This is a genomic window from Nocardioides terrae, assembly GCF_900112345.1.
GTDB lineage: Bacteria > Actinomycetota > Actinomycetes > Propionibacteriales > Nocardioidaceae > Nocardioides > Nocardioides terrae.
This window is the reverse complement of record NZ_FOLB01000005.1, coordinates 214,409-240,140: the sequence shown is the minus strand read 5'-3', so window position 1 is coordinate 240,140 and position 25,732 is coordinate 214,409. Positions and strand designations below refer to the sequence as shown.

22 protein-coding genes are annotated in these 25,732 nt (G+C 73.1%); 12 read left to right on the top strand and 10 right to left on the bottom strand.

Annotated elements, in window-relative coordinates:
- The first annotated feature begins 88 nt into the window (after positions 1-88).
- Both BM236_RS09135 and BM236_RS09130 read left to right on the top strand, forming a co-directional pair.
- Complete coding sequence (locus BM236_RS09135; RefSeq protein ID WP_091122729.1) at positions 89-1,999, top strand: bifunctional metallophosphatase/5'-nucleotidase; 1,911 nt, start codon at positions 89-91, stop codon at positions 1,997-1,999.
- Positions 2,000-2,072: 73 nt separating this feature from the next.
- Positions 2,073-2,336, top strand: a complete 264-nt coding sequence (locus tag BM236_RS09130) for a hypothetical protein (RefSeq protein WP_091122726.1) — start codon at positions 2,073-2,075, stop codon at positions 2,334-2,336.
- Between the two features lie 21 nt (positions 2,337-2,357).
- Here BM236_RS09130 and BM236_RS09125 read toward each other — a convergent pair whose 3' ends face one another.
- Together BM236_RS09125 and BM236_RS09120 are read right to left on the bottom strand one after the other, a co-directional pair.
- Positions 2,358-3,236 (bottom strand): alpha/beta fold hydrolase, encoded by an 879-nt coding sequence (locus BM236_RS09125; RefSeq protein WP_091122724.1) that lies wholly within the window; start codon positions 3,234-3,236, stop codon positions 2,358-2,360.
- A complete protein-coding gene (locus BM236_RS09120; RefSeq protein ID WP_091122722.1) occupies positions 3,236-5,386 on the bottom strand; it encodes a catalase in 2,151 nt (716 codons plus the stop codon). The genes BM236_RS09125 and BM236_RS09120 overlap by 1 nt, the downstream gene beginning before the upstream one ends.
- A 92-nt stretch (positions 5,387-5,478) precedes the next feature.
- Here BM236_RS09120 and BM236_RS09115 point away from each other — a divergent pair, with 92 nt between their 5' ends.
- Positions 5,479-6,690: a cytochrome P450 gene (locus BM236_RS09115; protein ID WP_091122720.1), complete on the top strand. Its 1,212-nt coding sequence runs from the start codon at positions 5,479-5,481 to the stop codon at positions 6,688-6,690.
- Between the two features lie 24 nt (positions 6,691-6,714).
- On the opposite strand, the gene BM236_RS09110 is transcribed toward BM236_RS09115, so the two are convergent.
- Positions 6,715-7,665: a glycosyltransferase gene (locus BM236_RS09110; protein WP_091122718.1), complete on the bottom strand. Its 951-nt coding sequence runs from the start codon at positions 7,663-7,665 to the stop codon at positions 6,715-6,717.
- Positions 7,666-7,813: 148 nt separating this feature from the next.
- On the opposite strand from BM236_RS09110, the gene BM236_RS09105 reads away from it, so the two are divergent.
- The 7 genes from BM236_RS09105 to BM236_RS09075 are packed head-to-tail and all read left to right on the top strand — an operon-like array spanning position 7,814 to position 16,146.
- On the top strand, positions 7,814-9,469 hold the full coding sequence (locus BM236_RS09105; protein ID WP_091122715.1) for a carbamoyltransferase family protein: 1,656 nt from the start codon (positions 7,814-7,816) through the stop codon (positions 9,467-9,469).
- A complete protein-coding gene (locus BM236_RS09100; RefSeq protein WP_091122712.1) occupies positions 9,466-10,953 on the top strand; it encodes an HAD-IIIA family hydrolase in 1,488 nt (495 codons plus the stop codon). Before BM236_RS09105 ends, BM236_RS09100 begins: the two co-directional genes overlap by 4 nt.
- Positions 10,954-10,979: 26 nt before the next feature.
- The gene (locus tag BM236_RS09095) at positions 10,980-11,981 is read left to right on the top strand and encodes a glycosyltransferase family 9 protein (RefSeq protein WP_091122877.1); all 1,002 of its coding nucleotides are present in this window, start codon (positions 10,980-10,982) and stop codon (positions 11,979-11,981) included.
- Positions 11,978-13,231, top strand: coding sequence for a glycosyltransferase (locus BM236_RS09090; RefSeq protein ID WP_091122710.1), 1,254 nt, complete (start codon positions 11,978-11,980; stop codon positions 13,229-13,231). Before BM236_RS09095 ends, BM236_RS09090 begins: the two co-directional genes overlap by 4 nt.
- Positions 13,228-13,842, top strand: coding sequence for a D-sedoheptulose-7-phosphate isomerase (locus tag BM236_RS09085; protein ID WP_091122708.1), 615 nt, complete (start codon positions 13,228-13,230; stop codon positions 13,840-13,842). Before BM236_RS09090 ends, BM236_RS09085 begins: the two co-directional genes overlap by 4 nt.
- Positions 13,839-15,209, top strand: a complete 1,371-nt coding sequence (gene rfaE2, locus BM236_RS09080) for a D-glycero-beta-D-manno-heptose 1-phosphate adenylyltransferase (protein ID WP_091122706.1) — start codon at positions 13,839-13,841, stop codon at positions 15,207-15,209. The genes BM236_RS09085 and rfaE2 overlap by 4 nt, the downstream gene beginning before the upstream one ends.
- A gap of 4 nt (positions 15,210-15,213) precedes the next feature.
- The gene (locus tag BM236_RS09075; RefSeq protein ID WP_091122703.1) at positions 15,214-16,146 is read left to right on the top strand and encodes a glycosyltransferase family 9 protein; all 933 of its coding nucleotides are present in this window, start codon (positions 15,214-15,216) and stop codon (positions 16,144-16,146) included.
- 60 nt (positions 16,147-16,206) lie between these two features.
- Here BM236_RS09075 and BM236_RS09070 read toward each other — a convergent pair whose 3' ends face one another.
- The 3 genes from BM236_RS09070 to BM236_RS09060 are packed head-to-tail and all read right to left on the bottom strand — an operon-like array spanning position 16,207 to position 18,470.
- Positions 16,207-17,160 (bottom strand): UDP-glucuronic acid decarboxylase family protein, encoded by a 954-nt coding sequence (locus BM236_RS09070; RefSeq protein WP_091122702.1) that lies wholly within the window; start codon positions 17,158-17,160, stop codon positions 16,207-16,209.
- On the bottom strand, positions 17,157-17,888 hold the full coding sequence (locus BM236_RS09065; protein ID WP_091122699.1) for an SDR family NAD(P)-dependent oxidoreductase: 732 nt from the start codon (positions 17,886-17,888) through the stop codon (positions 17,157-17,159). Before BM236_RS09065 ends, BM236_RS09070 begins: the two co-directional genes overlap by 4 nt.
- Before the next feature lie 3 nt (positions 17,889-17,891).
- Positions 17,892-18,470, bottom strand: coding sequence for a hemerythrin domain-containing protein (locus BM236_RS09060; RefSeq protein ID WP_091122697.1), 579 nt, complete (start codon positions 18,468-18,470; stop codon positions 17,892-17,894).
- 158 nt (positions 18,471-18,628) lie between these two features.
- Between BM236_RS09060 and BM236_RS09055 the strand changes: the two genes are divergently transcribed.
- Positions 18,629-19,291 (top strand): HAD family hydrolase, encoded by a 663-nt coding sequence (locus BM236_RS09055; RefSeq protein WP_091122695.1) that lies wholly within the window; start codon positions 18,629-18,631, stop codon positions 19,289-19,291.
- On the opposite strand, the gene BM236_RS18960 is transcribed toward BM236_RS09055, so the two are convergent.
- From BM236_RS18960 to flhA, 4 genes are all read right to left on the bottom strand, one after another.
- Entirely contained in the window at positions 19,288-19,455 is a 168-nt protein-coding gene (locus tag BM236_RS18960; protein WP_175507620.1) for a hypothetical protein, read from the bottom strand. The two genes, BM236_RS09055 and BM236_RS18960, sit on opposite strands and share 4 nt — an antisense overlap.
- Before the next feature lie 77 nt (positions 19,456-19,532).
- Positions 19,533-21,248, bottom strand: a complete 1,716-nt coding sequence (locus BM236_RS09050) for an MFS transporter (protein ID WP_217645272.1) — start codon at positions 21,246-21,248, stop codon at positions 19,533-19,535.
- Entirely contained in the window at positions 21,245-22,288 is a 1,044-nt protein-coding gene (locus BM236_RS09045) for a phosphatase PAP2 family protein (RefSeq protein ID WP_091122692.1), read from the bottom strand. The genes BM236_RS09050 and BM236_RS09045 overlap by 4 nt, the downstream gene beginning before the upstream one ends.
- A gap of 40 nt (positions 22,289-22,328) precedes the next feature.
- A complete protein-coding gene (gene flhA / locus BM236_RS09040) occupies positions 22,329-24,386 on the bottom strand; it encodes a flagellar biosynthesis protein FlhA (RefSeq protein WP_091122690.1) in 2,058 nt (685 codons plus the stop codon).
- Between the two features lie 1,114 nt (positions 24,387-25,500).
- Between flhA and BM236_RS18955 the strand changes: the two genes are divergently transcribed.
- Entirely contained in the window at positions 25,501-25,674 is a 174-nt protein-coding gene (locus BM236_RS18955; RefSeq protein ID WP_175507619.1) for a hypothetical protein, read from the top strand.
- Positions 25,675-25,732 lie beyond the last annotated feature (58 nt).

The window sequence follows — 25,732 nt, the reverse complement described above, 5'->3', positions numbered from 1 at the left end:
TGATGGGATCGGTCTCTTCCCAAGCCGGTCCTCGCGCGGCATTGTTCGGGGGTCAGTTCATCGGGGACTCGCACAGGAGCAGGAACACATGCCGCGAACGTCAGCCCTTCGCGCTCTCGGAGCGCTCACCGCCTGCGCCGCCCTGGGTCTCGCCGCCGTTCCTGCGGCCGACGCCCACGGGGGCCGGGGCCACCACGACCCGGGTCACCACCACGAGCACGGACCCAGCCACCGGCACCACCACAAGGGCCATCACCGCGGCCACCACGCCAAGGGTCTGCAGGACATCCAGCTGCTGTCGTTCAACGACTTCCACGGCAACCTGCAGCCGCCGAGCGGCTCCGGCGGGCGCTTGGTCACCGGCCACCACATCGACCCCGCGACCGGGACGCCGGTCGACGAGACCACCGACGTGGGTGGTGTGGAGTACCTCGCCACCCACCTCGCGCAGGCCCGGGCCGGCCACCGCGACTCGCTGACCGTGGCCGCGGGCGACATCATCGGCGCCTCACCGCTGCTGAGCGCCGCGTTCCACGACGAGCCGACCATCGAGGCGATGAACGCGCTCGGGCTCGACGCCACCGCGGTCGGCAACCACGAGTTCGACGAGGGCTACCTCGAGCTGCAGCGGATGCAGAACGGCGGTTGCATCGACGACGGCGACGGCGCGAACAACCAGAACTCCTGCGCCGCCCACGAGTTCCCCGGGGCCGACTTCGACTACCTGGCGGCCAACGTGAAGTACGTCGGGACCGACGACACGATCCTGCCGTCCTACACGATCAAGCGGCTGCACGGCGCCAAGATCGGGTTCATCGGCATGACGTTGAAGGGCACCCCCGACATCGTCACCGCCAGCGGCGTCGCCGGCCTCGAGTTCACCGACGAGGTGCAGACGGCGAACGCGCTCGTCCCGGTGCTCCGGAGGCAGGGCGTCAAGGCGATCGTGGTGCTGCTGCACCAGGGCGGCACCCCGTCGCCGCAGACCTGGACGGACCCGGCCACGGGGACGTCGTACACGGTCAACCCCGAGTACGACTACGCCTGCGACGGGGGCGGGTCGCTCATCGCGGCCAGCTCGCCGGTCCTGGACATCGCGGCCAACCTCGACCCCGAGATCGACATGGTCATCTCCGGCCACACCCACCAGCCCTACGTCTGCGACGTCAAGGACCCCGCCCACCACGACCGGCTGGTCACGTCGGCGTCGTCGTTCGGCCGGCTGTTCACCGAGACCGACCTGAAGTACAGCCGCCGGACCGGCGACATCGTCCGCTCGTCGGTGAAGGGCTCCAATCTGCTGGTCACCCGCGACGTCGCGAAGGACCCGGCCGAGACCGCGATCATCGACCAGTACAGCGAGCTGGTGAAGCCCATCGCCAGCCGCGTCCTGGGCCGGATCACCACGGACGTGACGCGGACGCCGAACGCCGCCGGCGAGCAGCCGCTCGGCGACCTCATCGCCGACGCCCAGCTGGCCGACCCGTCGACGGTCACCAACGGCCAGACACCGGTCATCGCGTTCATGAACCCGGGCGGCATCCGGGCCGACCTCAGCTACGCGGCGTCGCCGTACGGCGAGGCGCCCGGTGACGTCACCTTCGACGAGGCCTTCACGGTGCAGCCGTTCAACAACTACCTCGTGTCGCTGACGCTGACCGGTCAGGACATCTACGACCTGCTCACCCAGCAGGTCACCGGCTCCAACGCCGGCTTCCACAAGATCCTGCAGGTGTCCGACGGGTTCAGCTACCAGCTGACACCGTCCGGTCCGGTCGACGGTTCGGTCACGCTGAACGGCACGCCGATCGACAAGGCCGCCTCCTACCGCGTCGTCACCAACAACTTCCTGCAGGGCGGCGGTGACGGGTTCCCGGCGTTCACGAACGGTACCGACGTCTACTACGGCGGGCTCGACATCGACGCGTTCGCCGACTACCTGGAGGCGCACTCGCCCTACACGCCGGCACCGTTGGACCGCATCACCGGCACCCAGTGACGACGTCGGCCCGCGGCGCACTGCGGGCGACGGACCCGGCATGTCGGGGCCGGTGTCGGGGTAGCGGGCAGGCATGAGGTTCGAGGTGGTCCGCGACATCGACGGAGAGCTGGGCGCACCCATCGAGGAGGTGGCCCAGGACGCCGTCGACGCCACGGCGGGGCTCTACACCTCGGACGCGAGCCTCGACGTCGAGGAGCAGCTGCGGATCCAGCTGCACGCACGCGGCATCGCCGCCGTCGACGAGGCGTCGATCAGTGAGCTGGCCCACGGGATCCGGTCGGGCCACCACGTGTCGATCGCCGGGTCGGACGGGCCCGACGTGCCCCTGGCCTGACGGCCGGCACGGACCAGCCCGTCAGGGCGCGGCGAGGAAGTCGGCGATCGCCCGGGCGACGTCCTCGGGTGCCTCCTCGGCCTGGTGGTGACCGGAGTCGACCACGCCGTGCTCGAGCGGCCGGTCGAGCCAGGGTGCCCAGATCGCGGCCGGGTCGCCCTGGATGTCGAGGTCGTCGTGCGCCGACTCGAGCAGCAGCGTCGGGCACCGGACGCGCCGGCCGGCGGCACGGTCCTTCTCGTCGTGGGTGCGGTCGATGCCGAGCCCGGCGCGGTAGTCCTCGCACATGCCGTGCACGACGTCCGGGTCGCGCAGCGCCGCCCAGATGTCGGCGTGGTTCTCGGGACCGATCACCTCGGGCGGCGGCGTCGAGTACCACTCGTCGGGCGAGGCGCAGATGACGCGCTCGGCCGGCTTGTCGGTCTGGCCGAGGAACCACCAGTGCCACCACGCCTGCGCGAACCGGGCATCGGTCCGCTCGAGGTGCTCGACCACCGGCAGGCCGTCCATCACGACCAGGCGGGAGATGCGGTCGGGATGGTCCATCGCCGCACGGAAGGCGACCAGGGCGCCGCGGTCGTGGCCGACGACGGCGAAGCGGTCGTGACCCAGTCGGGTCATGAGGGCGGCCACGTCGCCGGCCATCGCACGTTTGCTGGACTGGGCGTGGTCAGGCGCGTCGGGCGGCAGCGTCGAGCCGCCGTACCCACGCAGGTCGGGGCAGACGACCGTGTGACGCTCGGCGAGCAGAGCGGCCACGCGGTGCCACGTGGTGTGCGTGCGCGGATGGCCGTGGAGGAGGACGACGGGCGTGCCGGCGCCGCCGTGCCGCACGCGCAGCACGACGGCACCGACCGTCACACGCTCGAGGGCGAAGCCCTCGAAGAACTCCGCCGGCATCAGCGGGGGAGGTGCCTCTCCCACACCCGGTGGCCACCCATCAGCGTGGAGACCTCGGCCAGCACGTCCAGCGCGGAGTCGCCGGTGACCACGCCGGGCGCGGACCCGTCCACGCCGGCGGCGGCGAGCGACGACGGCCCGTCGCCCCAGACGCCGATCGCCTTGCCGTGCCGGAAGGTCTCCTGCACCAGCAGGACCACGTGCGGGTCCGCGGCGTGCGCGTCCGTCCCGTTCGCCACCAGCAGGGCGTCGAGCTCGACCGAACGGGCGGTGGTGTAGCTCCGCTGCCCCGGCGTTCCGTCGGCGAGCACCCCGCCGGTCGGGGCGATGATCAGCGGCACCATCCCGGCCTCGAACACCGCCGACCGCACCGCGCCGACGTCCTCCAGCGGCGAGCCGGGCGCGACGACGATGCCGACCATCCGCCCGTCGGGGGGCCAGGTCCCACCGACCATCGAGAGCGCCGGGCTCGGGTCCGGCTCGGTCAGCGGCTCGGTGGGCTCGGGGACGGGCAGCCCGAGCTGCTCGGCCACCTTCTCGCACAGTGTGGCGTCGATGTTGGCGAGACACTGCAGCTGACGCTGCTTGATGACCTGCTCGTAGCACTTGCCCAGCTCGAAGGAGTACGCGGCGATGATGTGCTCCTGCTCGACGGGAGACATGGATCGCCAGAAGAGCCGGGCCTGGGAGTAGTGGTCGTCGAACGAAGCCGCCTGCTCGCGGGTCTTCGGACCGGCCGGCAGCGGGACCGGGAACTCGACGAACGCCTTGTCGTCCACGCCGGCATGGAAGGGGCACCCGCCGTCGAGCGAGTTGGGCCGGTAGGGCGCGACACCCCGGTGGTCGGCGTCCTGGTGGAAGCCGTCGCGGAACATGTCGTTGACCGGCGCGTGCGGGCGGTTGATCGGGATCTGGTTGAAGTTCGGTCCGCCGAGCCGGGTCAGCTGGGTGTCGATGTAGGAGAACAGCCGGGTCTGGAGCAGTGGGTCGTCGGTGACGTCGATCCCGCGGACCAGGTTGCCGACGTGGAAGGCGATCTGCTCGGTCTCGGCGAAGTAGTTCGACGGGTTGCGGTTGAGATGCAGCAGCCCGATCGGCTGCACCTCCGCGAGCTCCTCCGGGACGAGCTTGGTCGGGTCGAGCAGGTCGATGCCCTCGAACATCTGCTCCGGGGTGTCCGGGAAGACCTGGATCCCCAGCTCCCACTCGGGGAACGCGCCGGCCTCGATCGCGTCGGCGAGGTCGCGGCGGTGGAAGTCGGGGTCGAAGCCGCCGAGCATCTGCGCCTCCTCCCAGACCAGCGCGTGGACGCCCAGCTTGGGCTTCCAGTGGAACTTCGCCAGCGACGTCTCTCCCGCGGCGTTGACCAGCCGGAAGGTGTGCACGCCGAAGCCCTCCATCATCCGGTAGGACCGCGGGATGCCGCGGTCGGACATGTTCCAGATGGTGTGGTGCTGCGCCTCGGTGTGCAGCGAGACGAAGTCCCAGAAGGTGTCGTGCGCGCTCTGGGCCTGGGGGATCTCACGGTCCGGGTGCGGCTTCCCCGCGTGGATGACGTCGGGGAACTTGATCCCGTCCTGGATGAAGAAGACCGGGATGTTGTTGGCGACCAGGTCGAAGTTGCCCTCGTCGGTGTAGAACTTCGTCGCGAAGCCACGCGTGTCGCGCACCGTGTCCGCGCTGCCCCGGGAGCCGAGCACCGTCGAGAACCGGGTGAAGACGGGCGTCTCCCGGCCCTTCTGCAGGAAGTCGGCGCAGGTCACCGGGTCGGCGTTGCCGTAGGCGGTGAAGACGCCGTGCACGCCGTAGCCGCGGGCGTGCACCACGCGCTCGGGGATGCGTTCGTGGTCGAAGTGCGTGATCTTCTCGCGCAGGTGGTGGTCCTGCAGCAGCGTCGGCCCGCGCGGGCCGGCCTTGAGGGAGTGGTCGGTGTCGCGCAGCCGCGCCCCGACCGAGGTGGTCAGCCACTCGCCCTGCTGCGCGTTGACCGCCTGGTCCTTGTTGGCGAGGGCGCCGGTGGCGGTACGGACGTCGGGGCCGGTCTGGTCGGCCTTGGGCGGAAGCGGCGCGCGCGGCTCGGTGGGCTCGTCCAGAGCGGGCGGCTCAGAGCCGGGAGCGCCGGGGACGTAGTGGTCGGTCTGGTCGCTCACGGGGACCTCCGGAAGTCGTCGGTGTGGGGTCCCGGCCGCGTGTACCCGTGCTCCCGAGGTCCTACGCGCCGCGCCGGTGGGTACCACTCCGCATGCCCGCCAGCCCCATCGACGACCTCGCCCTGAAGCTGTGGCGCGACGGCTACCGCGCCCTCGCCGCCGAGCGGCTCCGCCACGACGACCCCGACGCCTTCGAGGGCTCGCTCCTCGGTCGGCGTACTGCCGTGGTGCGGGGAGCCGAGGGCGCGCGCCTCTTCTACGACACCTCGCGGGTCCGGCGCGGGCGCGCGATCCCCGCGCCGCTCGCCGGGTTGATCTTCGGCCGGGGCGCCGTGCACGGCCTCGACGACGAGGCGCACGCGGAGCGGAAGGGGATGTTCCTCGGGCTGCTCGACGAGGACCGGATCGGCCCGCTGGCGAGCGCGATCGGCGCCGACCTGCGCCGCCGTGCCGCAGGGTGGCACGGGCGCGAGGTGGTCGTCTTCGATGAGCTGGTCGAGACGTACGGCGCTGCCGTGCTGCGCTGGGCAGGCGTCGAACTCCCCGCGCGGGAGGAGCGGGCCTGGTCGCGGCGACTCGCCGCGATCGTGGACGGGTTCGGCTTCGCCGGCGCCGCCTACGCGCGCGGCTGGCGGGCCCGGCTGGTGGCCGACCGCTGGGCGGCCCGGCTGATCGAGGAGACGCGTCGCGGCCGCCGGACGCCACCCGCCGACACGGCACTGGCGGTGATCGCGGCCAGCGACCTGCCGTCGCGGGTCGCGGGGGTCGAGCTGCTCAACGTGCTGCGGCCGACGGTCGCGGTCGCATGGCCGGCCACCTTCGCCGCGCTCGCGCTCGTCACGCACCCCGAGTGGCGAGACTCGCTGACCGGGCCCGATGCCGAGCGGCGTCGGATCGCGTTCGGGCACGAGGCCCGCCGGCTCTACCCCTTCGTGCCGGCGCTCGCGGGTCGCGCGCGATGCCCGGTGAAGGCCGGCCCCGTGGAGCTGCGCGAGGGCGACCGGATCATGCTCGACGTGATCGGCACCGACCACGACCCGCAGACCTGGCGCGACCCGGAGGCGTTCGTCCCCGACCGGTTCGTGGACAACGATCCCGACTCCTACGGCTACGTCCCGCAGGGTGGCGGCGACCCGGCCACCGGTCACCGCTGCCCCGGGGAGCCCCTGACCGTGCGGCTGCTGGCCGAGACGGTCGGCGCGCTGGCCGAGGTTGATCTTCGGGTGGTCTCCCGGCCGGCGTACGACCCGCGGCGGATGCCGGCCCGGCCCGATCGGGGACTGGTGGTCAGTCGGGGGTCGTGAGGGGACCGGTGCGGCCCCCTTCGGTCAACTGACGACGTCCCGCAACAGCTCGTCCCAGTCGGCGAGGAACCGCTTCAGCCCGTAACGCTCGAGCGCAGACCGGCGGGCCAGCTCGCCGGCTGCGCGGGCGGCCGCCGGGTCGGCGACGAAGCGCCGGGCCGCCTCGACGAGCTCGCCTCGGCTGGTCGTGACGACGCCCGCGCCGGGCGGGACCGCGAAGGGTGCCTCGGTTGTGCCGAGCGCGGCCACCGGCATGCCGAGCTGCATCGCCTCGAGCAGGGAGAGGCCGAGCGAGGTCCACCGGCTGGTGTGCACGTAGACCCGGCGGCGGGCCAGCTCGGTGTGCATCGCCTCCTGCGGCAGGTCCTCGAACACCGCCAGCCCGTCCCGCGGGGGGAGCTGGTCGACCCGCATGCCGAAGACGTCGACGCCGGTCGCGGCCGCCAGCCCGGGGATCAGGTCCGCCCCGACCGAACGGCCACGCCTGACCGGGTCGTTGACGACGACCGCCGAGCGGGCCAGCTCACCGGTGTAGCGGTGCCCCGGGTCGACGATCCCGTGGTCGATGACCGTGGTCGGTGCCTGGCCGCAGTCCCACATCACGTCGTTGAAGCCGGTCACGTGGGCGACCGGGATGTCGGTACGGTCCGCCAGCGGGTGCCGGGTGTCGGGTACGTCGCCCGGAGGGGTGTTGTGCTCGACGTACACGGCCGGGACGTCGATGCCGGGTCGTCGCCCGAGCCAGTGCTCGGCGAGCTCCGGCTCGTGCGGCCGCTGCAGCACGACCACGTCGACGGCGGCGTCGCGCAGGTCCCCGGGCGCGACCTCGACGACCGAGGCCGGCCAGTCCCAGGTGCGCGCCCGGCCGAGCCCGTCCGGGCCCCGGTCCGGGGTGGTCGGCAGCAGGTAGTCGTGGGTGCCCTGGACGAACGAGGTGGTCCACGAGCCGTGCACATGCCACAGCAAGATCCGCATGCTCCCCGAGTGCCCTGGCCGGCCCCGCCGGATGCAGCCGAGGAGAAGCGTTTGTCGAGACGCTTCTTGGTCACCGGCCCACGGACGCGGAGTTGAGGAGCCAGCTCCGTGGATTCGGGAAGGGCCTTTGTAGAGGGAGCACAACCGGATGAGGGTTCTCGGTATCAACGCGCTGTTCCACGACCCGAGCGCGGCGCTCGTGGTCGACGGCGTCACGGTGGCAGCGGCTGAGGAGGAGCGCTTCTCGCGGCGCAAGCACGGACACCGGCCGGTGCCGTTCGCGGCCTGGGAGCTGCCCGAGCTCGCGGCGCGCTGGTGCCTCGACGAAGCAGGCCTGGACGTCGGCGAGCTCGACGCGGTCACCTACTCCTTCGACGTCGACCTGGCCCGACCGGCCGACGAGATGGGCCTCTTCGACCCGTGGGACCACCTGCGGCAGACCTACGCCCGCGAGGCGCCCGGCTTCCTGTCGACCGCCCTGCCGGGCCTCGACCCGGCCCAGGTGCGGACCGTGCCGCACCACGTCGCGCACGCTGCGTCGTCGGCGCTCGCCGCGCCGTGGGTGGGCGAGGGGGAGCCGACGGACGTGCTCGTCCTGGACGGCCGCGGCGAGTGCGCGAGCCACCTCTCCGGGACCTACGGCGGGGACGGCCGGCTCACGATCCACCACACGCAGCGGCTGCCGCACTCCCTCGGGCTGCTCTACGAGGACCTCACCGACCACCTCGGGTTCCTGCGGTCCAGCGACGAGTACAAGGTCATGGCGATGGCGTCGTACGGCGAGCCGCGCTTCCTCGACCAGCTCCGCTCGCTCGTCTTCGCCACCGACGAGGGCGGCTTCGAGACTGGTCGGATCGACTGGCAGACCTTCGCCAAGCGGCTCGGCAGCGGGGAGGAGTGGACCTCCGACCACGCCGACCTGGCCGCCAGCGTCCAGAAGCGGCTCGAGGAGGTGCTGCTCGACCTGGCTCGCGGCCTGCGGGCGCGGACCGGCAACCGGCGGCTGACACTGGCCGGCGGCGTCGCTCTCAACTGCGTCGCCAACACCGTGCTCCACGAGAGCAGCGGCTACGACGAGGTGTGGGTGCAGCCGGCGGCCGGCGACGCGGGCACCGCGCTCGGCGGCGCCCTGCACGTCGCGGCCCAGGCCGGCGACGCGATCGTGCCGATGACCGGCGCCGACCTCGGCAGGGGCTGGTCCGACGACGAGGTCGAGGCCTGGCTGCGTCGGGCCCAGGTCGCCTACGAGCGTCCCGCCGACGTCGCCGCGGAGGTCGCCGAGTGCCTCGCCTCCGACGGCGTGGTCGCGTGGTTCCAGGGTCGCAGCGAGTTCGGTCCGCGCGCGCTCGGCCACCGCTCGCTGCTCGCCCACCCCGGCCGCCGGGAGAACCTCGAGCGGCTCAACGACGTCAAGGGCCGTGAGCAGTTCCGGCCGGTCGCGCCGATGGTCCGCCTGGAGCGGGCCGGCGAGATCTTCTCGCGCGGCCCCATCCCCTCACCGTTCATGCTCTTCGTCCACGACGTCGATCCCGCCTGGCGCGAGCGGATCCCGGCGGTCGTCCACGTCGACGGCACCGCCCGCGTGCAGACCGTCGACCCGGAGCGGGAGCCGCTCGTGGCGCGGATGCTGGCGGAGTTCGAGCGCCGCACCGGCCTGCCGGTCGTCGTCAACACCAGCCTGAACACCGCCGGACGCCCGATGGTCGACGACCCGCGCGACGCGCTGGAGTGCTTCGGCTCAGCACCGGTCTCGATGCTGGCGATCGGCCCGTTCGTCGTACGCCGTCCGGCGGTGGCCCGATGATCACCACCGTCGTCGTCCCGACGATGGGCCGGCCCAGCCTGCACGTGCTCCTCGAGGCGCTCGTGCGGCAGACGCGGACCGTCGACGTGCCGGTGATCCTGGTCGACGACCGGCCCGAGCCCGACGCGATCCCCGTCGACGTGGCGACCTATCCGCTGGACATCACCGTCGTGCGCACCGGCGGCGGCGGACCCGCGCGTGCCCGCAACATCGGCTGGCGGCACGCGCGCACCCCGTGGGTGTCGTTCCTCGACGACGACGTGCTGCCCGACGACGACTGGTACGCCCTGCTCCTCGACGACCTGGCCGAGGCCGACGACGAGGTGGCGGGTGTCGAGGGACGGCTGACCGTCCCGCTGCCGACCGACCGCCGCTCGACCGACTGGGAGCGCGGCACCGCCGGGCTCGAGACGTCCCGCTGGATCACCGCCGACATGAGCTACCGACGCGACGAGCTGTCGGCTGTCGGTGGCTTCGACGAGCGCTTCCCGCGCGCGTTCCGCGAGGACGCCGACCTGGCCCTCCGGCTCGGCGCCGAGCGCGGGCGCGTGGTGACCGGCCGACGCCACGTGACCCACCCCGTCCGGCCCGCCGACGACCTGGCCAGCCTGCGTCAGCAGCGCGGGAACGCCGACGACTACCTGATGCGGGCGATCCACGGCCCCGGCTGGCAGCAGCGCGCCGACGCGCCCGTCGGTCGGCGGTGGCGGCACGTGGCGATCACCGGCTCCCTCGCCCTGGCGACCGTCGGGCTCCTCGCGCGGCGGCGCGGCCTCGCCGTGCTCGGCGCCTCTGCCTGGCTGGCCGGCACCGCCGAGTTCGCGCTGCGCCGCATCCTGCCCGGGCCGCGTGACCGGGCGGAGGTACGCCGGATGCTGGTCACCAGCGCCGCCATCCCGGCCGCCGCGACCTGGCACTCCGTCCGCGGGGCGATGCGGCATCGCGGCGCGGCGCCGTGGCGCGGACTGCCCGAGCTCGTCCTGCTCGACCGCGACGGCACGCTCGTCGAGGACGTGCCCTACAACGGCGACCCGGCCCAGGTCCGGCCGCTGCCCGGCGTCCGCGAGGCGCTCGACCGGCTCCGGCGTGAGGGGATCCGGCTCGTCGTCGTCAGCAACCAGTCCGGCGTCGGGCGCGGCCTCATCGATCGCACGCAGGTCGAGGCGGTCAACGAGCGGGTCGAGGCGCTGCTCGGCCCCTTCGAGGGCTTCTACTACTGCCCCCACGCGGCCGAGGACGGCTGCGACTGCCGCAAGCCGCAGCCCGGACTGCTCAAGCAGGCCCTGGCCGACACCGGCGTACGGCCCGACCGGGCGGTGATGATCGGCGACATCGGCAGCGACCTGGGCGCGGCCGAGGCCGCCGGCATGGCCGGCATTCTCGTCCCGACCGACGTGACCCTCCCCGGTGAGGTCGCCGCGGCGCCGCTCTCGGCCGGATCGCTCGGTCAGGCGGTCGACCTCGTCCAGCGAGGTGAGTGGTGAGAACGCTCGTCGTCCGCCTCGACTCCATGGGTGATGTCCTCGTCACCGGACCCGCCGTCCGCGCCCTCGCCGCCGGCAGCGACCACGTCACCTTCCTCGCCGGGCCCCTGGGTCGTACGGCGGCCGAGCTGCTGCCCGGCGTCGACGAGGTGCTGTGCTGGGAGGCGCCGTGGGTGGTCGCCGACCCCGGTCCGGTCGACCCTGAGGCGGTCGACTCGCTGCGGGATCGGGTGGCCGAGGGGCGCTTCGACCGGGCGGTGATCTTCACCAGCTTCCACCAGTCGCCGCTGCCGACGGCGCTGGTCCTGCGCCTGGCCGGCGTGCCGTGGATCGGCGCGATCAGCGTGGACTACCCGGGCTCGCTGCTCGACGTCCGGCACGTGCTCGAGGGGCCCGACGACGACCTCCCCGAACCCGAGCGGGCCCTCTCGCTGGCGCGCGCGTGCGGCGCCGAGCTGCCCGAGGGGGACGACGGGCGGCTCGCGATCCGGCCGGTCCGGCCGCCCGAGCACCTCCCGCACCCCTACGTCGTGCTCCACCCCGGCACCTCCGCGCCCGCGCGCGCCTGGCCGGCCGAGCACCACCGCTCCACCTGCACCCGGCTGACCGAGCTCGGCTTCCACGTCGTCGTCACCGGTGGCCCGGGCGAGCGTGACCTCACCGCCTACGTCGCCGACGGCGAGGCCCAGGACCTGGGCGGGCTGCTCGACCTGGAGGAGCTGGCCGGTGTGCTGGCCGGGGCCGCCGCGGTCGTCGTCGGCAACACCGGCCCGGCCCACCTCGCAGCGGCGGTCGGCACTCCCGTCGTGTCGTTGTTCGCACCGACCGTCCCCGCGGTCCGGTGGGCGCCGTACGGCGTCCGGTCGGTGCTCCTCGGCGACCAGGGCGCCCCCTGCCGCGGCACCCGGGCGCTCACCTGTCCCGTGCCGGGCCACCCCTGCCTCGCCACGGTGCAGCCGCGCGAGGTCGTCGGTGCCGTCGTGGACCTGTGCGGCTACCCCGACCAGTCGGAAAGGTTCGTCTCATGAGGATCTCCCTCGTCTCCGAGCACGCCAACCCGCTCGCCGCGCTCGGTGGGGCCGACGCCGGCGGCCAGAACGTCCACGTCGCGGCCCTGGCGGCCGGGCTGGCGCGGCGCGGGCACGACGTGGTCGTGCACACCCGCCGTGACAACGTCTCCGCGCCGGAGCGGCTCTCGACATCGGACGGCTACGTCGTCCACCACGTCCTCGCCGGGCCGCCGACCGACGTCCCCAAGGACGAGATGCTGCCGCTGATGACCGAGTTCGGTCAGCGGCTGGGCGACACCTGGCGGGTCGATCCGCCCGACGTCGTGCACGCGCACTTCTGGATGAGCGGTCTGGCGTCGGTCGCGGGCGTCGTCGGCACCGACATCCCGGTCCTGCAGACGTTCCACGCGCTCGGGTCGGTCAAGAGGCGCCACCAGGGCCGGCTCGACACCAGCCCGCCCGGCCGCGTCGGCCTGGAGCGCCGCCTGTGCCGCGAGGTCGACCGGGTGATCGCGACCTGCCGGGACGAGGTCGACGAGCTGGCCGCACTCGGCATGCCGGCGTGCCGCGCCGACGTGATCCCGTGCGGCGTGGACACCTCGTTGTTCACGCCCGGTCCGCGGGCGTCGGAGCGGGCGGCGGTCGGCGGCTCGGACCGCGCCCGGGAGCGGCAGCGCCTCGTCGTCGTCGGTCGCCTCGTCACCCGCAAGGGCATCGGGAACGCCATCGAGGCGCTCGCCCGGCTGCGCCACGACGGCCGCGACGTCGAGCTGGTGATCGCGGGCGGCCCGGCCGGCAGCGCGCTGGACGTCGACCCCGAGGTGGAGCGGCTGCGCGAGCTGGCCGAACGGCTCCGGGTCACCGACCGGGTCGTCTTCCTGGGCGGTCTGGCGCGCGCCGACGTCCCGGATCTGATGCGCAGCGCCGACGTGGTGGTCACGGTGCCGTGGTACGAGCCGTTCGGGATCGTCCCGCTCGAGGCGATGGCCTGCGGCCGGCCGGTCGTCGGCTCGGCCGTCGGCGGACTGCTCGACACGATCGTCCCCGGCGGCACCGGCGAGCTGGTGCCGCCGCGCGACCCCGAGGCGCTGGCCGACGTCCTCGGCGAGCTGCTGGACGACCCCGAGCGCCGCCGGCGCTACGGCGAGGCGGGCCGGGAGCGGGCGGTCTCGCTCTACGACTGGTCCAACGTGGTGGCCCGGACCGAGGCCGTCTACGAGGAAGTGGTCCGTGGCCGGGCCATCAGCGAGAAGGAGATCGCCCGATGAACGCGACCCCGTGCGACCACGAGCACCTCGCCGAGCTGTCCCGCGCGCTGGAGCGCTTCGGCCGCTGCGTCGAGGTCCTCGACGACTGGGGCGTCCGGCTCGCCGGCGTCCTGGAGCGCGGCGGGCGGCTGCTGGCCGCGGGCAACGGTGGCAGCGCCGCGCAGGCCCAGCACCTGACCGCCGAGCTGGTCGGGCGCTACCGCGAGGACCGGCCGCCCTTCTCCGCGATCTGCCTGTCCGCGGAGACGTCGTCGCTCACGGCCATCGCCAACGACTACCCCGCCGACGAGCTCTTCGCCCGGCAGGTCGAGGCGCACGGCCGGGCCGGCGACGCGCTGGTGCTGATGTCGACCAGCGGCACGTCGCCCAACATCGTGGCGGCCGCTCGTCGCGGGCAGAGGCTCGGCATGGAGGTCCTGGCGATGACCGGACCGCTGCCGAACGCGCTGGCCGCCGAGGCGACCTCGGTCTGCGCCGTCGACGCGCCCTACACCGCCACCGTGCAGGAGCTGCACCTGGTCGGCCTGCACATCGTGTGCGCCGCGCTCGACCGGACCCTCGGCGTCGGAGCCTCGCGCACGCGCCGCTCGCTGGAGGACCTGGCCGGATGAGCAGCCCCCTTGTCGTGATCGGTGACTCGCTGCTCGACGTCGACCTCGTCGGCCGGGCCGGCCGGCTGATGCCCGACGCCCCGGCGCCGGTGCTGTCCGACCTCGCCGAGCACCCGCGTCCGGGTGGGGCGGCGCTGGCCGCCGCGCTGCTCGCCGCCGACGGCCACGAGGTGACCCTGGTGACGGCGCTGTCCGCCGACCCCGCTGCCGAACGGCTCACCGCGCTGCTCGAGGACGAGGGAGTGCGGGTGGTCGCCCTCGACCACGACGGGAGCACGCCGGTCAAGCGCCGCGTCCTCGCCGGCGGCCGCGCCCTGCTACGGCTCGACGAGGGCTCGCCCGGGCGGATCGGGGGTGTGACCGCCGCTGCCCTGGTGGCGATCCGGGGCGCGTCGGGGGTGCTGGTCTCCGACTACGGCAACGGCGTCACGTCGGTGCCCGGGCTGCGCGACGCGCTCTCCGGCCTGCGCAGCCCTGTCGTCTGGGACCCGCATCCGCGCGGCTCTGTGCCGGTCGCCGGCGTCCACCTCGCGACCCCCAACCGCGACGAGGCGATGAGCGGTGAGCAGGCGGCCGTCGCGACCGTCCCGATCGTCCCGACGGCCGGCGGGTCGCCGCTGGCCCGGGTCAGCCGACGCGCGGCCGCGTTGGTCGAGGAGTGGCAGGTCCAGGCGGTGTGCGTGACGCTCGGCGCGGGCGGTGCTCTGCTGAGCCGCGGCGAGGAGTCGCCGTCGATCGTGCCCGCTCCGGCGGTGCACGCTCCGGACACCTGCGGAGCAGGGGACCGCTTCGCCACAGCCGCACTGGCCGCGCTCGCCGGCGGCGCGGTCACCCTGGAGGCCGTCCAGCAGGCGGTGGCCGCCGCGGCCGCCTTCGTCGAGGCGGGTGGCGCGTCGTCGTACGGCTCGCGGCGGCGGGTGGAGACCGGGCCCGGCGTCGCCGACCGGGTGCGCGCCGAGGGCGGCACTGTGGTCGCCACGGGCGGCTGCTTCGACCTGCTCCATGCCGGTCACGTCGCGACCCTCGAGGCCGCGCGCGCCCTGGGCGACTGCCTCGTGGTCTGCCTCAACTCCGACGAGTCGGTCCGACGCCTCAAGGGCCCGACCCGGCCGCTCGTGCCGCAGGAGGACCGCGCCCGGGTGCTCGCCGCCCTCGAGTGCGTCGACGACGTGGTGATCTTCGACGAGGACACGCCCGTCGAGGCGATCCGGCGGGTGCGGCCTGACGTGTGGGCGAAGGGCGGCGACTACGCCGGCGCCGAGCTGCCCGAGGCGCCGCTGCTCCGGGAGTGGGGCGGCCAGGCGGTCGTGCTGCCCTACTTGCACGGTCGATCGACCACGTCGCTGGTCGACCTGGCCCGTTCGTGAGGGCGTGCCTCGTGTGAGGGCCCTCGTCTATCGGGCGATCGGCCTCGGCGACCTGCTCACCGGCGTCCCGGCCCTGCGAGCCCTGCGCCGCGCGCTGCCCGGTCATCAGATCGTGCTCGCCGCGCCGGGGTCGCAGCGACCGCTCGTCGAGCTGGTGGACGCCGTCGACCGGCTGATCCCGACCGCCGAGCTGGAGCCGGTCGCCTGGGACGGCCCGCCCCCCGAGGTCGGCATCGACCTGCACGGCAACGGCCTCGCCAGCCGGTCGCTGGTGGAGGCCCTGTCACCCGGGCGGCTGCTGGCCTACGACCTGAGCACGTGGAACCCCGACGAGCACGAGCGGGTGCGCTGGTGCCGGCTGGTCGCCTCGGCCTGGGACGTCCGGGCGGATCCGGACGACGTCCTCCTCCGTCCACCGTCCTGCGCGCCACCGGTCGCACGAGCCGCGATCGTCCATCCCGGCGCGGCGTCGGGGAGCCGGCGATGGCCGGCCGAGCGGTTCGCTGCGGTCGCGGCCGCCCTGCGCGACGCCGGCGAGGAGGTCGTGGTCACCGGCTCGCCCGACGAGCGGGACCTGGCCGAGCGGGTCGCCTCGCTGGCCGGCCTCCGTCCCGAGGCGGTGCTGGCCGGTCGGACCGACCTCGGCCACCTGGCCGCGCTCGTCGCCGATGCGCGGCTCGTCGTGGCTGGCGACACCGGTGTCGCCCACCTCGCCTCGGCCTACGCCACCCCTTCGGTCCTGCTCTTCGGGCCGACGCCCCCGAGCCGGTGGGGCCCGCCGCCGGGCCCCCACACCGTCCTGTGGCAGGGCACCGGTGTCGGCGACCCGCACGCAGCCGACCCCGACCCGGCCCTGCTGGAGATCACCGTGGACGAGGTCCTCATGGCGGCGTACGGCGTCCTGCGACCTGGTGGTCTGAGCAACCGGACCGCCTGACGGTGTGGGTCGTCCTGCGATCTGGCGGCCGGAGCAACCACATCGCAGGACGTCCGGCGATCAGCCGGCCAGCGTCTCCTCCATCCACCGGGCCGTCCGCTTGAGCCCCTCCTCGGCGCTCATCGTCGGCACCCAGCCGAGCGCCTGACGGGCGAGGGAGATGTCGGGGCGGCGTACCCGCGGGTCGTCCTCCGGCAGCTCGACGTGCGAGATCGTCGAGCGCGAGCCGGTCAGCTCCACCACCGTCCGGGCGAGGTCGAGCATCGTCGTTTCCTCGTCGTTGCCGAGGTTGATCGGCCCACGCTCGGTCGAGCAGGCGAGCCGGACCAGGCCGTCGACGGTGTCCTCCACCCAGCACAGCGACCGGGTCTGAGAGCCGTCCCCGGCGACCGTCAGCGGCTCGCCGGTCAGCGCCTGCTTGAGGAAGGCCGGGACGACGCGACCGTCGTCCAGGCTCATCCGCGGGCCGTAGGTGTTGAAGATCCGCGCGATCGCGACGTCGACGCCGCGGGTGCGCTGGTAGGCGGCGGTGGTCGCCTCCGCGAACCGCTTGCCCTCGTCATAGACGCTGCGCGGGCCGATCGGGTTGACGTGGCCCCAGTAGGACTCGCGCTGCGGGTGCTCCAGCGGGTCGCCGTAGACCTCGGAGGTCGAGGCGAGGACGAACCGCGCGCCGTACCGCTCGGCCAGCTCGAGGGCGTTGACCGTCCCGTCGCTGGCGACGCGAAGGGTCTCCAGCGGCATCCGCAGGTAGTGCACGGGCGAGGCCGCGCAGGCGAGGTGCATGACGAGGTCGACGTTGCCGGGGTCGGGCACGCCCCTGCTCACGTCGGACTCGACGAGCGTGAAGTTCGGGTGCGCGCTCAGGTGGGCGACCTTGTCCGGCGAACCGGTGGAGAAGTCGTCCACGCACCACACCACCGCGCCCTCGCAGAGAAGCCGCTCGCAGAGCCACGAGCCGACGAAGCCGGCTCCGCCGGTCACGACCGTACGACGGCCGGCCAGCCCGCTCATCGGGGGTAGCTCTCGTTGCGGAGCGTGATCACGGCACTCTGCAGCACGCTCTCCGGCGGCAGGGTGACCGCATACCGGATCAGGCTCGCGACGATCGCCGGGTCCATCATCCGCTCATCGGGGAGCCCCCACTGGTCCATCATCGGGGTGGCCATCGCGGCCGGGTTGATGGCGGTGACCCGCACCGGCCACTCCCGCTCGCGGGCCTCTGTCTGGATCACCTCGACGAGCTTGAGCAGCGCCGCCTTCGAGGAGTTGTAGGCACCCGCGCCGGCGCCGACGGTCAGCGCGCTGATCGAGACGACGCAGGCGATGTCACCGAGCGTGTCGGGCGCGTTCGCGATGCGGTGCTTCACGAACGCGCGGGACAGGTACATCGGACCGTGCAGGTTGACGCCGAAGACGCCGTGCCACTGGTCGTCGTCGACGTCGACCAGGTCGGCGCCGCGGTCGGTCCCGGCGTTGTTGACCAGCAGGTCGAAGGCCGCCCCGTGGCGCTCGGCGGCCTCGGCCACCACCCGGTCGACGGAGGCACGGTCGGTGACGTCGAGGGTGACGGCCTCCGCCGTACCCTCGTCGATCTCCTTGACGGTCTGCTCGGCGCCCGCCGGGTCGATGTCGGCGACGAGGACGTGTGCGCCCGAGGCGGCCAGGAGCCGGCTGGTGGCGCGGCCGAGGCCGCTGCCACCACCGGTCACCAGGGCGACGCGCCCGGTGAGGTCGCCCACCTCTCAGACCGCCTTGGAGATCGCGTCGCGGACCCGGTCGACCATCGAGGCGAAGGGGCCGACGAGCTTCTGCTTCGTCGAGCCGGGGTCCGACTCGGGGTGCAGGTGGGTCGGGGCGATCGCCTCGGCGGCCTTGATCTTGCGGCCGAGGTCGCGGCGCCGCTCCTCGTCGCAGCCGGCCAGGATCTCGGGGAACTCGTCCTTCTCCTCGGCCTCCGCGTGCTCGTCGACGGCCTTCCGGAACGCCTCGAGCCTGATGTCGAACTCGGGGCTCTCCACGTCCATGCCTTCGAGGTCGGCGAGCACCGCGTTGGCATCGGCCTCCTCGCGGTTGCGGGCGTCCACGACGTCCTGACCGGCGAGCTCGGCCGACACCGGACGCAGGACCAGCTCCTCAGCGGTCTCATGGACGGCGAGCAGCGCCCGCAGCGCGTCGAACTTCTCCTTCTTGTCCGGGCCGTTCGCGCGCTTGACCTCGGCGAAGAGGTCCTTGATTTGGGCGTGCTGCTCCAGCAGCACCGCGATCACGTCGCCCTCCGGCAGCTCCGCAGCCTTGGCGCGGTCCTCTGCAGCGTCTCCCATGTGTCGTCTCCTCCCACGCGTCACTGACGTCCGGTCAGGCGCCGGACCCGGGTCGGTACCCCACTCGCCCGACGCGCACGTACGACGGCTCCGGCAGTCGCGGCCGGTGCCCGGCAGGAACCCGGCATGTCCTCGGCGGCTGGCGGGTAGCGGTCCTCATGGGCTTCGAGGTGGCACTGCTCGACATCGACGGAACACTGCTCGACTCGACCTACCATCACACGATCGCGTGGGCGCGCGCCTTCTCCGGCGTCGGGCATCCGGTCCCGGTGTGGAAGCTGCACCGCCACATCGGCATGGGCGGCGACCGGCTCATCCCGGCGGTGTCGTCGGAGGAGATCGCCGAGCGGTTCGGGGACGAGCTCACCGAGCGGCACACCAAGGCGTACGACGAGCTGATCGGCGAGACCGGCCTGCTGCCGGGCGCCCGCGAGCTGCTCGACGGGCTGCGCGCCGCCGGCCTCGAGGTGGTGCTCGCCAGCTCGTCGCAGCCGAAGCACGCCAAGCACGCCCTGGAGCTGCTCGACGCCGACGACCGCACCGACGCGTGGACGACCAGCGAGGACGCCTCGGAGTCGAAGCCGGACCCGGAGCTGCTCGAGACCGCTCTCGACCGGGTGTCCGGGTCGCGGGCGCTGATGATCGGCGACGCCACCTGGGACGTCGAGGCCGCCTCGCAGGCGAACATCCCGACGATCGGGCTGCTCTCGGGCGGGTTCGGTGAGGACGAGCTGCGCACGGCCGGGGCCGTCGTGGTCTACCGCGACCCCGCGGACCTGCTGGCCTCGCTCGACGAGGCGCTGAGCCGCGCCGGCGGCTAGCTCTCCCGCCGGTCGTTCTCGCGCGGCTGCACCCCTTGCGGCTCGGTCCCTCCCGGTGCGTGCCGCGGCTGCGCGCGTGCCTTCAGGTCGCGCTCGATCTGCCGTGCCCGCCTGCGCTCGAACAGCAGGATCAGCACCACCACGCCGATCACGACGGCGATCATCAAGACCATGCTGAACGTAGCCATGTCATCCCTCCCGGGCGACCGGTACCCACGTCGCCAGGACGCAGGAGTAAAACTCAGGACTCAGGCGTCGGGCAGGCTGTCCCGCGTCGGAGCGAGTAGGGGGCGGTGATCCGGTAGATCCCGGCATGCGGCGCGTCCAGCACCACCCAGTCGTCCTCCGGGGTGCCCGGGACGCGGAGCACGGAGAGGCAGCCGGCGACGTTCTCCTCCGGGGTCCTGGGCGCCGGGACCACCCGGCCCGACTCGTCGACGAGGGTCAGCCAGGGTGACGTCGGGATCCGCACCCACACCTTCGCGGGCCAGACGACGCGCACGGTCAGCTGGGCCTGGTCGAAGGAGATGAGCTCGCCGGGCGGGTCCACGAGCGGGCGGGGTTCCTCGACGGCGAAGACGCGCCAGGAGGCGTTGGACCAGACCGGTCGCAGGTAGGGAAGCCCGCCCTGGACCAGCGTGGCCTCCTCGACGGCGGCGTTGTCCGCGCGGCCCGGGGTCAGGACGACGTACCGGACGGCCCACCGGTCCAGCCACTTCCGGTAGGCGTCGGCGGTGAGCGGGACGTCGCCGTCGTAGAAGAGCGGGTTGCGCTCGGCGTCGGCCTGCCGGTTCCAGCCGCGGGCGAGGTTGAAGTACGGCGCCAGGGCGGCCGCGTCGCGGTGCGACTTCGGCGGCACCACCTCGACCCGGCCGAGCCGGGCGTCGGTGCGCTCGAGGTGGCGGACCAGCGCGTGGATGTCGGCCGACCAGGCGGCGTCGGGGGCGGTGGTGACGACGTCGCGAGCGGCGATGCTGACCTGCCAGGCGGCCGACGTGATCAGCGCCAGCACGAGCGCGGGTGCCGTGCGCCGGCGCAGGCCTCCGGTCGTCGCGACGGCGGTCAGCATCACTCCGCCGAAGATCAGCGCCAGCCGGGTGACGTTGGTGCCGACGGGTGACGGGACCAGCCAGCAGAGCACGACTCCCGCCGTGTAGACCGCCGCTCCGAGCTGGACGGCACGCCACCGCCGGGGGACGAGCGCGACGACGCAAGCACCGATGACGACGGGCAGGATGATCGAGGTCCAGCTCATCGGCTGGCGACCGGAGAACGGGAACATGCGGGCGATGAACACCACGACGAGGACCGGTGGCACGCCGAGCGAGTAGGCGGCCGCGTGGCGGCGCCCCAGCCACAGACCGGCCGCAGCCACCCCGAGGAAGAGGCCCGCGACCGGCGAGCTGGCGGTGGCGAGGGCGGCGAGGACAGCGGCGAGCGCCCCGCGCGGCAGCCGGTAGCGCCAGCCCTCGGTGCGCCAGTCGGTGGGCCACCCGAACACGACGGCGAGGGCGCCGAGGCCGAACATCATGCCCAGACCGAAGGTCACCCGACCGGAGACCGCGTTGGCCGCCAGCGAGGCCGCTCCGACGATCGACGCGACGAGCGGGTGTCGCACGGACTTGCTGCGCACGACGAGGAGCGCCAGCAGCGCCGAGGAGATCGTGCCGGCCACCACCATCGTGGTGCGTACGCCGAGCGCCGCCATCACGAAGGGGCTGACCAGGCTGTAGGACGCGGCATGCATGCCGCCGTACCAGGAGAGGTTGTAGGCGCTGCCCGGGTGCGCCCGGGCGAACTCCGCCCAGGCGTCCTGGGCCGCGATGTCGCCTCCGCTGTTGGCGAGCACGAGCAGCCAGAGCAGGTGGAGCAGCAGGCCGACGACGAAGGACACGGCCACGGGATGGCCGGCCCGAAGCTGGACCTCGCGTCGGGTCGGTTCGACGAGCGTCGTCATGGGCGGTCGGGCCGCACGATCAGGTGCCCGAGCGCGACGGCGACAGCGCCGATGACCAGACCGGCCAGGTCGTCGAGGGTGAAGTGCCAGCCCCAGTAGATGGTGGAGACCATGATCGCGACCAGGTAGACCGCGAGCGCCGTGCCCAGCCACTTGTGACCGTAGTAGAACGCCATGAAGCAGACCAGTGCGGTGAAGCCCGTGTGCAGCGAGGCGAAGGCCGAGATGCTGACGAACGACCCCGGGGCGGTCGGGTCGGCGAGGAACGTCTCGCGCTGGGCGAGGTACTGCGCCCACGTGTCGGTGATCGACGTGTGCGGGAGCCCGGCGAACTCGTTCGGCGCGCTCGCGAACGGGCCGAGGCTCGGGATGAGGTAGTAGCTGGCGGTGCCGAGGATCCACGTCCACATCGCGGCGACGAGGAAGACGTAGGCGCGCCGCACCGTGCGGCTGAAGGCGAGCGCGATCACCACCGACGTCGCGGTCAGGTAGGTGAACGACTTGTAGACCGCCATCAGGACGTACGCCGACGTGTGCGTGCCGAGCAGGTCGTGGAGCAGCACGGCGGGGCTGTGGCCCCCGAAGAGCTGCCGGTCGACGTCGAGGAGCCAGTCGTCGCGGGGGGTGTTGAAGGCGTCCCAGCTCTTGAGGTTGCGATAGCTGAAGTAGACGAGGTGGTAGGCGAGCAGCCCGCTGACGATGAGCAGCAGCCGCTCCGGCGTCCACCGCGCGGCCAGTGTGGCGGCCAGACCCCTGCTCGACCGGCTGCGCCACCACCGCCACGCGAGGTCCGCGACGAGGGCGATGGCGAGGGCGCTCAGCGAGTAGCTGAACTTGCCGACGAACATCCGGCCGCCGGGGTCCTTGAAGCCGACCCCGACGTGCTGCGACCACACGACGGCGACGGCCCCGAAGACGAGGACGGTCAGCCAGACGCCGCCGACGTAGCCGTAGCTGCGGGACACCCGGGTCCGGTCGGCCCGGTCTCGCTGTGCGACGTCGACGACGGCGGTCGGCTCGTCGGCCGGGAAGCTTGCCACGGGGGCATCGTACGGCCCGGTCCGCGGGCCGGGCGAAGCCTTAGGCCGAGACGGCGAGCACCGCGCCGGGCGCGTCGGCCCGCACCGCGCTCACGCTGCCGAGGGACTGCACGGAGTGCACGCCGGCGATCTCGGAGTAGGAGAGGACCGGCAGCCGGTCGAGTGCCGGAGCGACCAGGCGGCGTATGGCAGCCCGCAGCTGCGGCGCGCAGACCAGCACCGGCCGCACGCCGGTGTCCTCGCCCGCGGTGGCCAGGTTGTGCAGCTGGACCAGCATGTTCTGGGCGAGCTCGGGGTCGAGGGCGAGCACGGCGCCCTGGTCGGTGCTCCGCAGGGCCTCGAGCATGCTCTGCTCCAGGCGCGGGTCGAAGCTGATCGCCGAGACCACGCCATCGGTGAGGTACGGCGCGACCACGGCCTGGCCGAGGGCGGTACGGGCGGCCTCGACGAGCTGGTCGGTGTCCTTGGTGACGGCCCCGCGCAGGGAGAGCGCCTCGAAGATCCTGACCAGGTCGCGCACCGACACCTGCTCGTCGAGCAGCCCGCGGAGCACCCGCTGGATCTCGCCGAGGGTGAGCAGCGCGGGGGTGAGCTCCTCGATGACGACGGGGTGGCTGCGCTTGACGATGTCGGTGAGCAGCCGGACGTCCTCGCGGCCGAGGAGCCGGCCGGCCTGGGTGTTGACGATCTCGGCGAGGTGGGTCGTGATGACGCTGGCCCGGTCCACGACGGTGGCGCCGGAGATCTCGGCCTGGTGGCGCATCTCGGCGGGGATCCACTTCGCGTCGAGGCCGAAGACGGGTTCGCGGGTCGGGGTGCCGGGCAACGCCGCCAGGTCGTCGCTGATCGCAAGGACGGTGCCCCGCGGCGCCTGGCCGCGAGCGACCTCCACCCCGAACAGGGTGATCGCGTAGGTGTTCATCGGCAGCTCGAGGTTGTCGCGGGTGCGGACCGGCGGGATGACGACGCCGAGGTCGCCGGCGACCTTGCGGCGCAGCGCCTTGACCCGGTCGAGCAGATCGCCGCCCGTGCTCGCGTCGACCAGGTCGATGATGTCGGCGGCCAGCTCGAGGCCGAGCGGGTCGACCAGGATGTCCTGCGCGAGCATCTCGGGGGAGTCGGGGGAGGGCTCGAGCTCGGCGGCCGGGGCGAGCTGCTCGGCGGGCTCGCTCTCGTCGACCCGGCTCGAGGCCAGCAGCATCAGGCCGCCGGCGACGATGAAGGGCAGCTTGGGCAGGCCGGGGATGAGGCAGAGCGCCAGGCCGGCGAACCCGGCGATCCGCAGCGGCAGCTTGCGCCGCAGGATCTGGGCGAGGATGTCGGAGCCCATGTCGCCGTTGCTGACCGAGCGGGTGACGATGAGGCCGGTGGCGACGCTCAGCAGCAGCGCCGGGATCTGCGAGACAAGGCCGTCGCCGACGCTGAGCAGCGAGTAGGTGTTGATCGCCTCGGAGAAGCTCATCCCGCCCTGCGCGACGCCGATCGCGAAGCCGCCGATGAGGTTGACGATCGTGATGATGATGGCCGCGATCGCATCACCCTTGACGAACTTGCTGGCACCGTCCATCGCGCCGTAGAAGTCGGCCTCGGCGTGCACCTCGGCCCGGCGCCGGCGGGCCTCGTCCTCGTCGATGAGACCGGAGTTCAGGTCGGCGTCGATGGCCATCTGCTTGCCGGGCATCGCGTCCAGGGTGAACCGCGCGCCCACCTCGGCGACGCGGCCGGCGCCGTTGGTGATGACGACGAACTGGATGACGAGCAGGATCGCGAACACGATCAGCCCGACGATCAGCGAGCCGCCGACCACGAAGTGGCCGAAGGTGTCGATCACCTTGCCGGCGAAGCCGTGCAGCAGCACCAGCCGGGTCGCGCTGACGTTGAGTGCCAGGCGGAAGAGCGTCATCACGAGCAGCACTGACGGGAACGCCGCGAAGTCGAGCGGCCGCGGCACGAACATCGCGGTCAGCAGGATCAACAGACCCGCCGTGATGTTGAGCGCGATCAGGAGGTCGAGCAGCACCGCCGGGAGCGGGACGACGAGCATCACGACGATCATCACGATGCCGATCGGCACGCCGAGCTTGGTCAGCGACTTCATGGGGGACGGCTCTCTCGCATGGCCCGAGGGCCGGTTGTCCAAGGTCAGTGCCGTCCGTGGCGCTGTCGTGCTCGACCACCATCCTGGCGGTCCTCGAGGAGGTGATCGGCCGTGCGACGGGCGACCTGAGCGGTTGTGGGGCCACGGTTGGCGCAGGAACTGCTGGTGGATGCCGGATCGGGTGCCGGCGATCCGGCACTTCACAGCAGTCAGTTGAACCGCGTCCCGGCAAGGGCACCGTCCGAAGCCGTTTCCCGTCCACACCCTGCCGATCATGCGCAGCTCTCCACAGGCCGATGGGGCACGCCTCCGCATCGTCGGCGGTGGCGGCGAGCCTGGCAGCCGTGAGCGACTGCCCGAAGGATCCCCGCCGACGAGGAGTGGGGTGGACCAGCGTCGGCCATGGCGTGCGCATCCCGAGCGGGCTGAGCGGTCGTGCGGAGCTGCTCGCCGAGCTGCGGGCGTGGCAGGAGGTGATGCCGGCGGGTGCTGCCTGGACCGGTCTGACGGCGGCCGAGGTGCACGGCCTGTGGATGCCGACGCCGACACCGGGTCTTCCGCGCTTCGCCGCCACCGGAACCGTGCCAGGCGCGGTCACCGTGGCGCGGCCCCAGCTGGCGATCAGCCGGCACGCCTCGGCGCCGCTGGCGGTGACCATCGACGGGGTGCGCGTCGTCCCGGTGCCCGACTGCATCGTCGCCACGAGCCGCTTCCTCCCCACGCTCGACCTGGTCGTCCTGCTGGACTCGGCCCGACAGCTCGGCAAGAGCACGCTCGCCGAGCTGGTCGACGCGGCCGGCCGGAGGGTGCGGGGGGCCCGTCCCACCCGCGCCGCCCTCCGGCTCTCCGACGGCCGGTCGGAGTCGGCGTGGGAGACCCTCCTCCGCCTCCTCCACGTCGTGTGCGGGATCGACGTCGAGCCCCAGCCCGAGATCCTCGACCCCTACGGCCGCTTCGTCGCAAGGGCCGACCTCCGTGTCGTCGGCACCGACCTGCTCCAGGAGTACGACGGCGCCGACCACCAGCAGGCCCGGCAGCAGCGCAAGGCCCTCGTCCGTGCGCGCGCGGCCTCGCCGACCTCAAGCTCGAGCGCCGGGGCTACGTTGCGACCGAGGTGCTCAACCAGCCCCACCTCATCCTGCGCGCCGCTGACGAGGCGCTCGGCCGAGCGGTCCCGTCCGACCCCGGTCCGTGGTTGCAGCTGGTCGCGGAGTCGCTCTACCGCCCGGACGGCCGTCGGGCGCTCCTCGAGCGCGTCCGCGCCAACTGGTCCCACCTCCCGCACTAACCGCTGGCAGGTGCCAGATCGGGCGCCCTGGAATCCGGCATCTGCCAGCAGTTGTCGA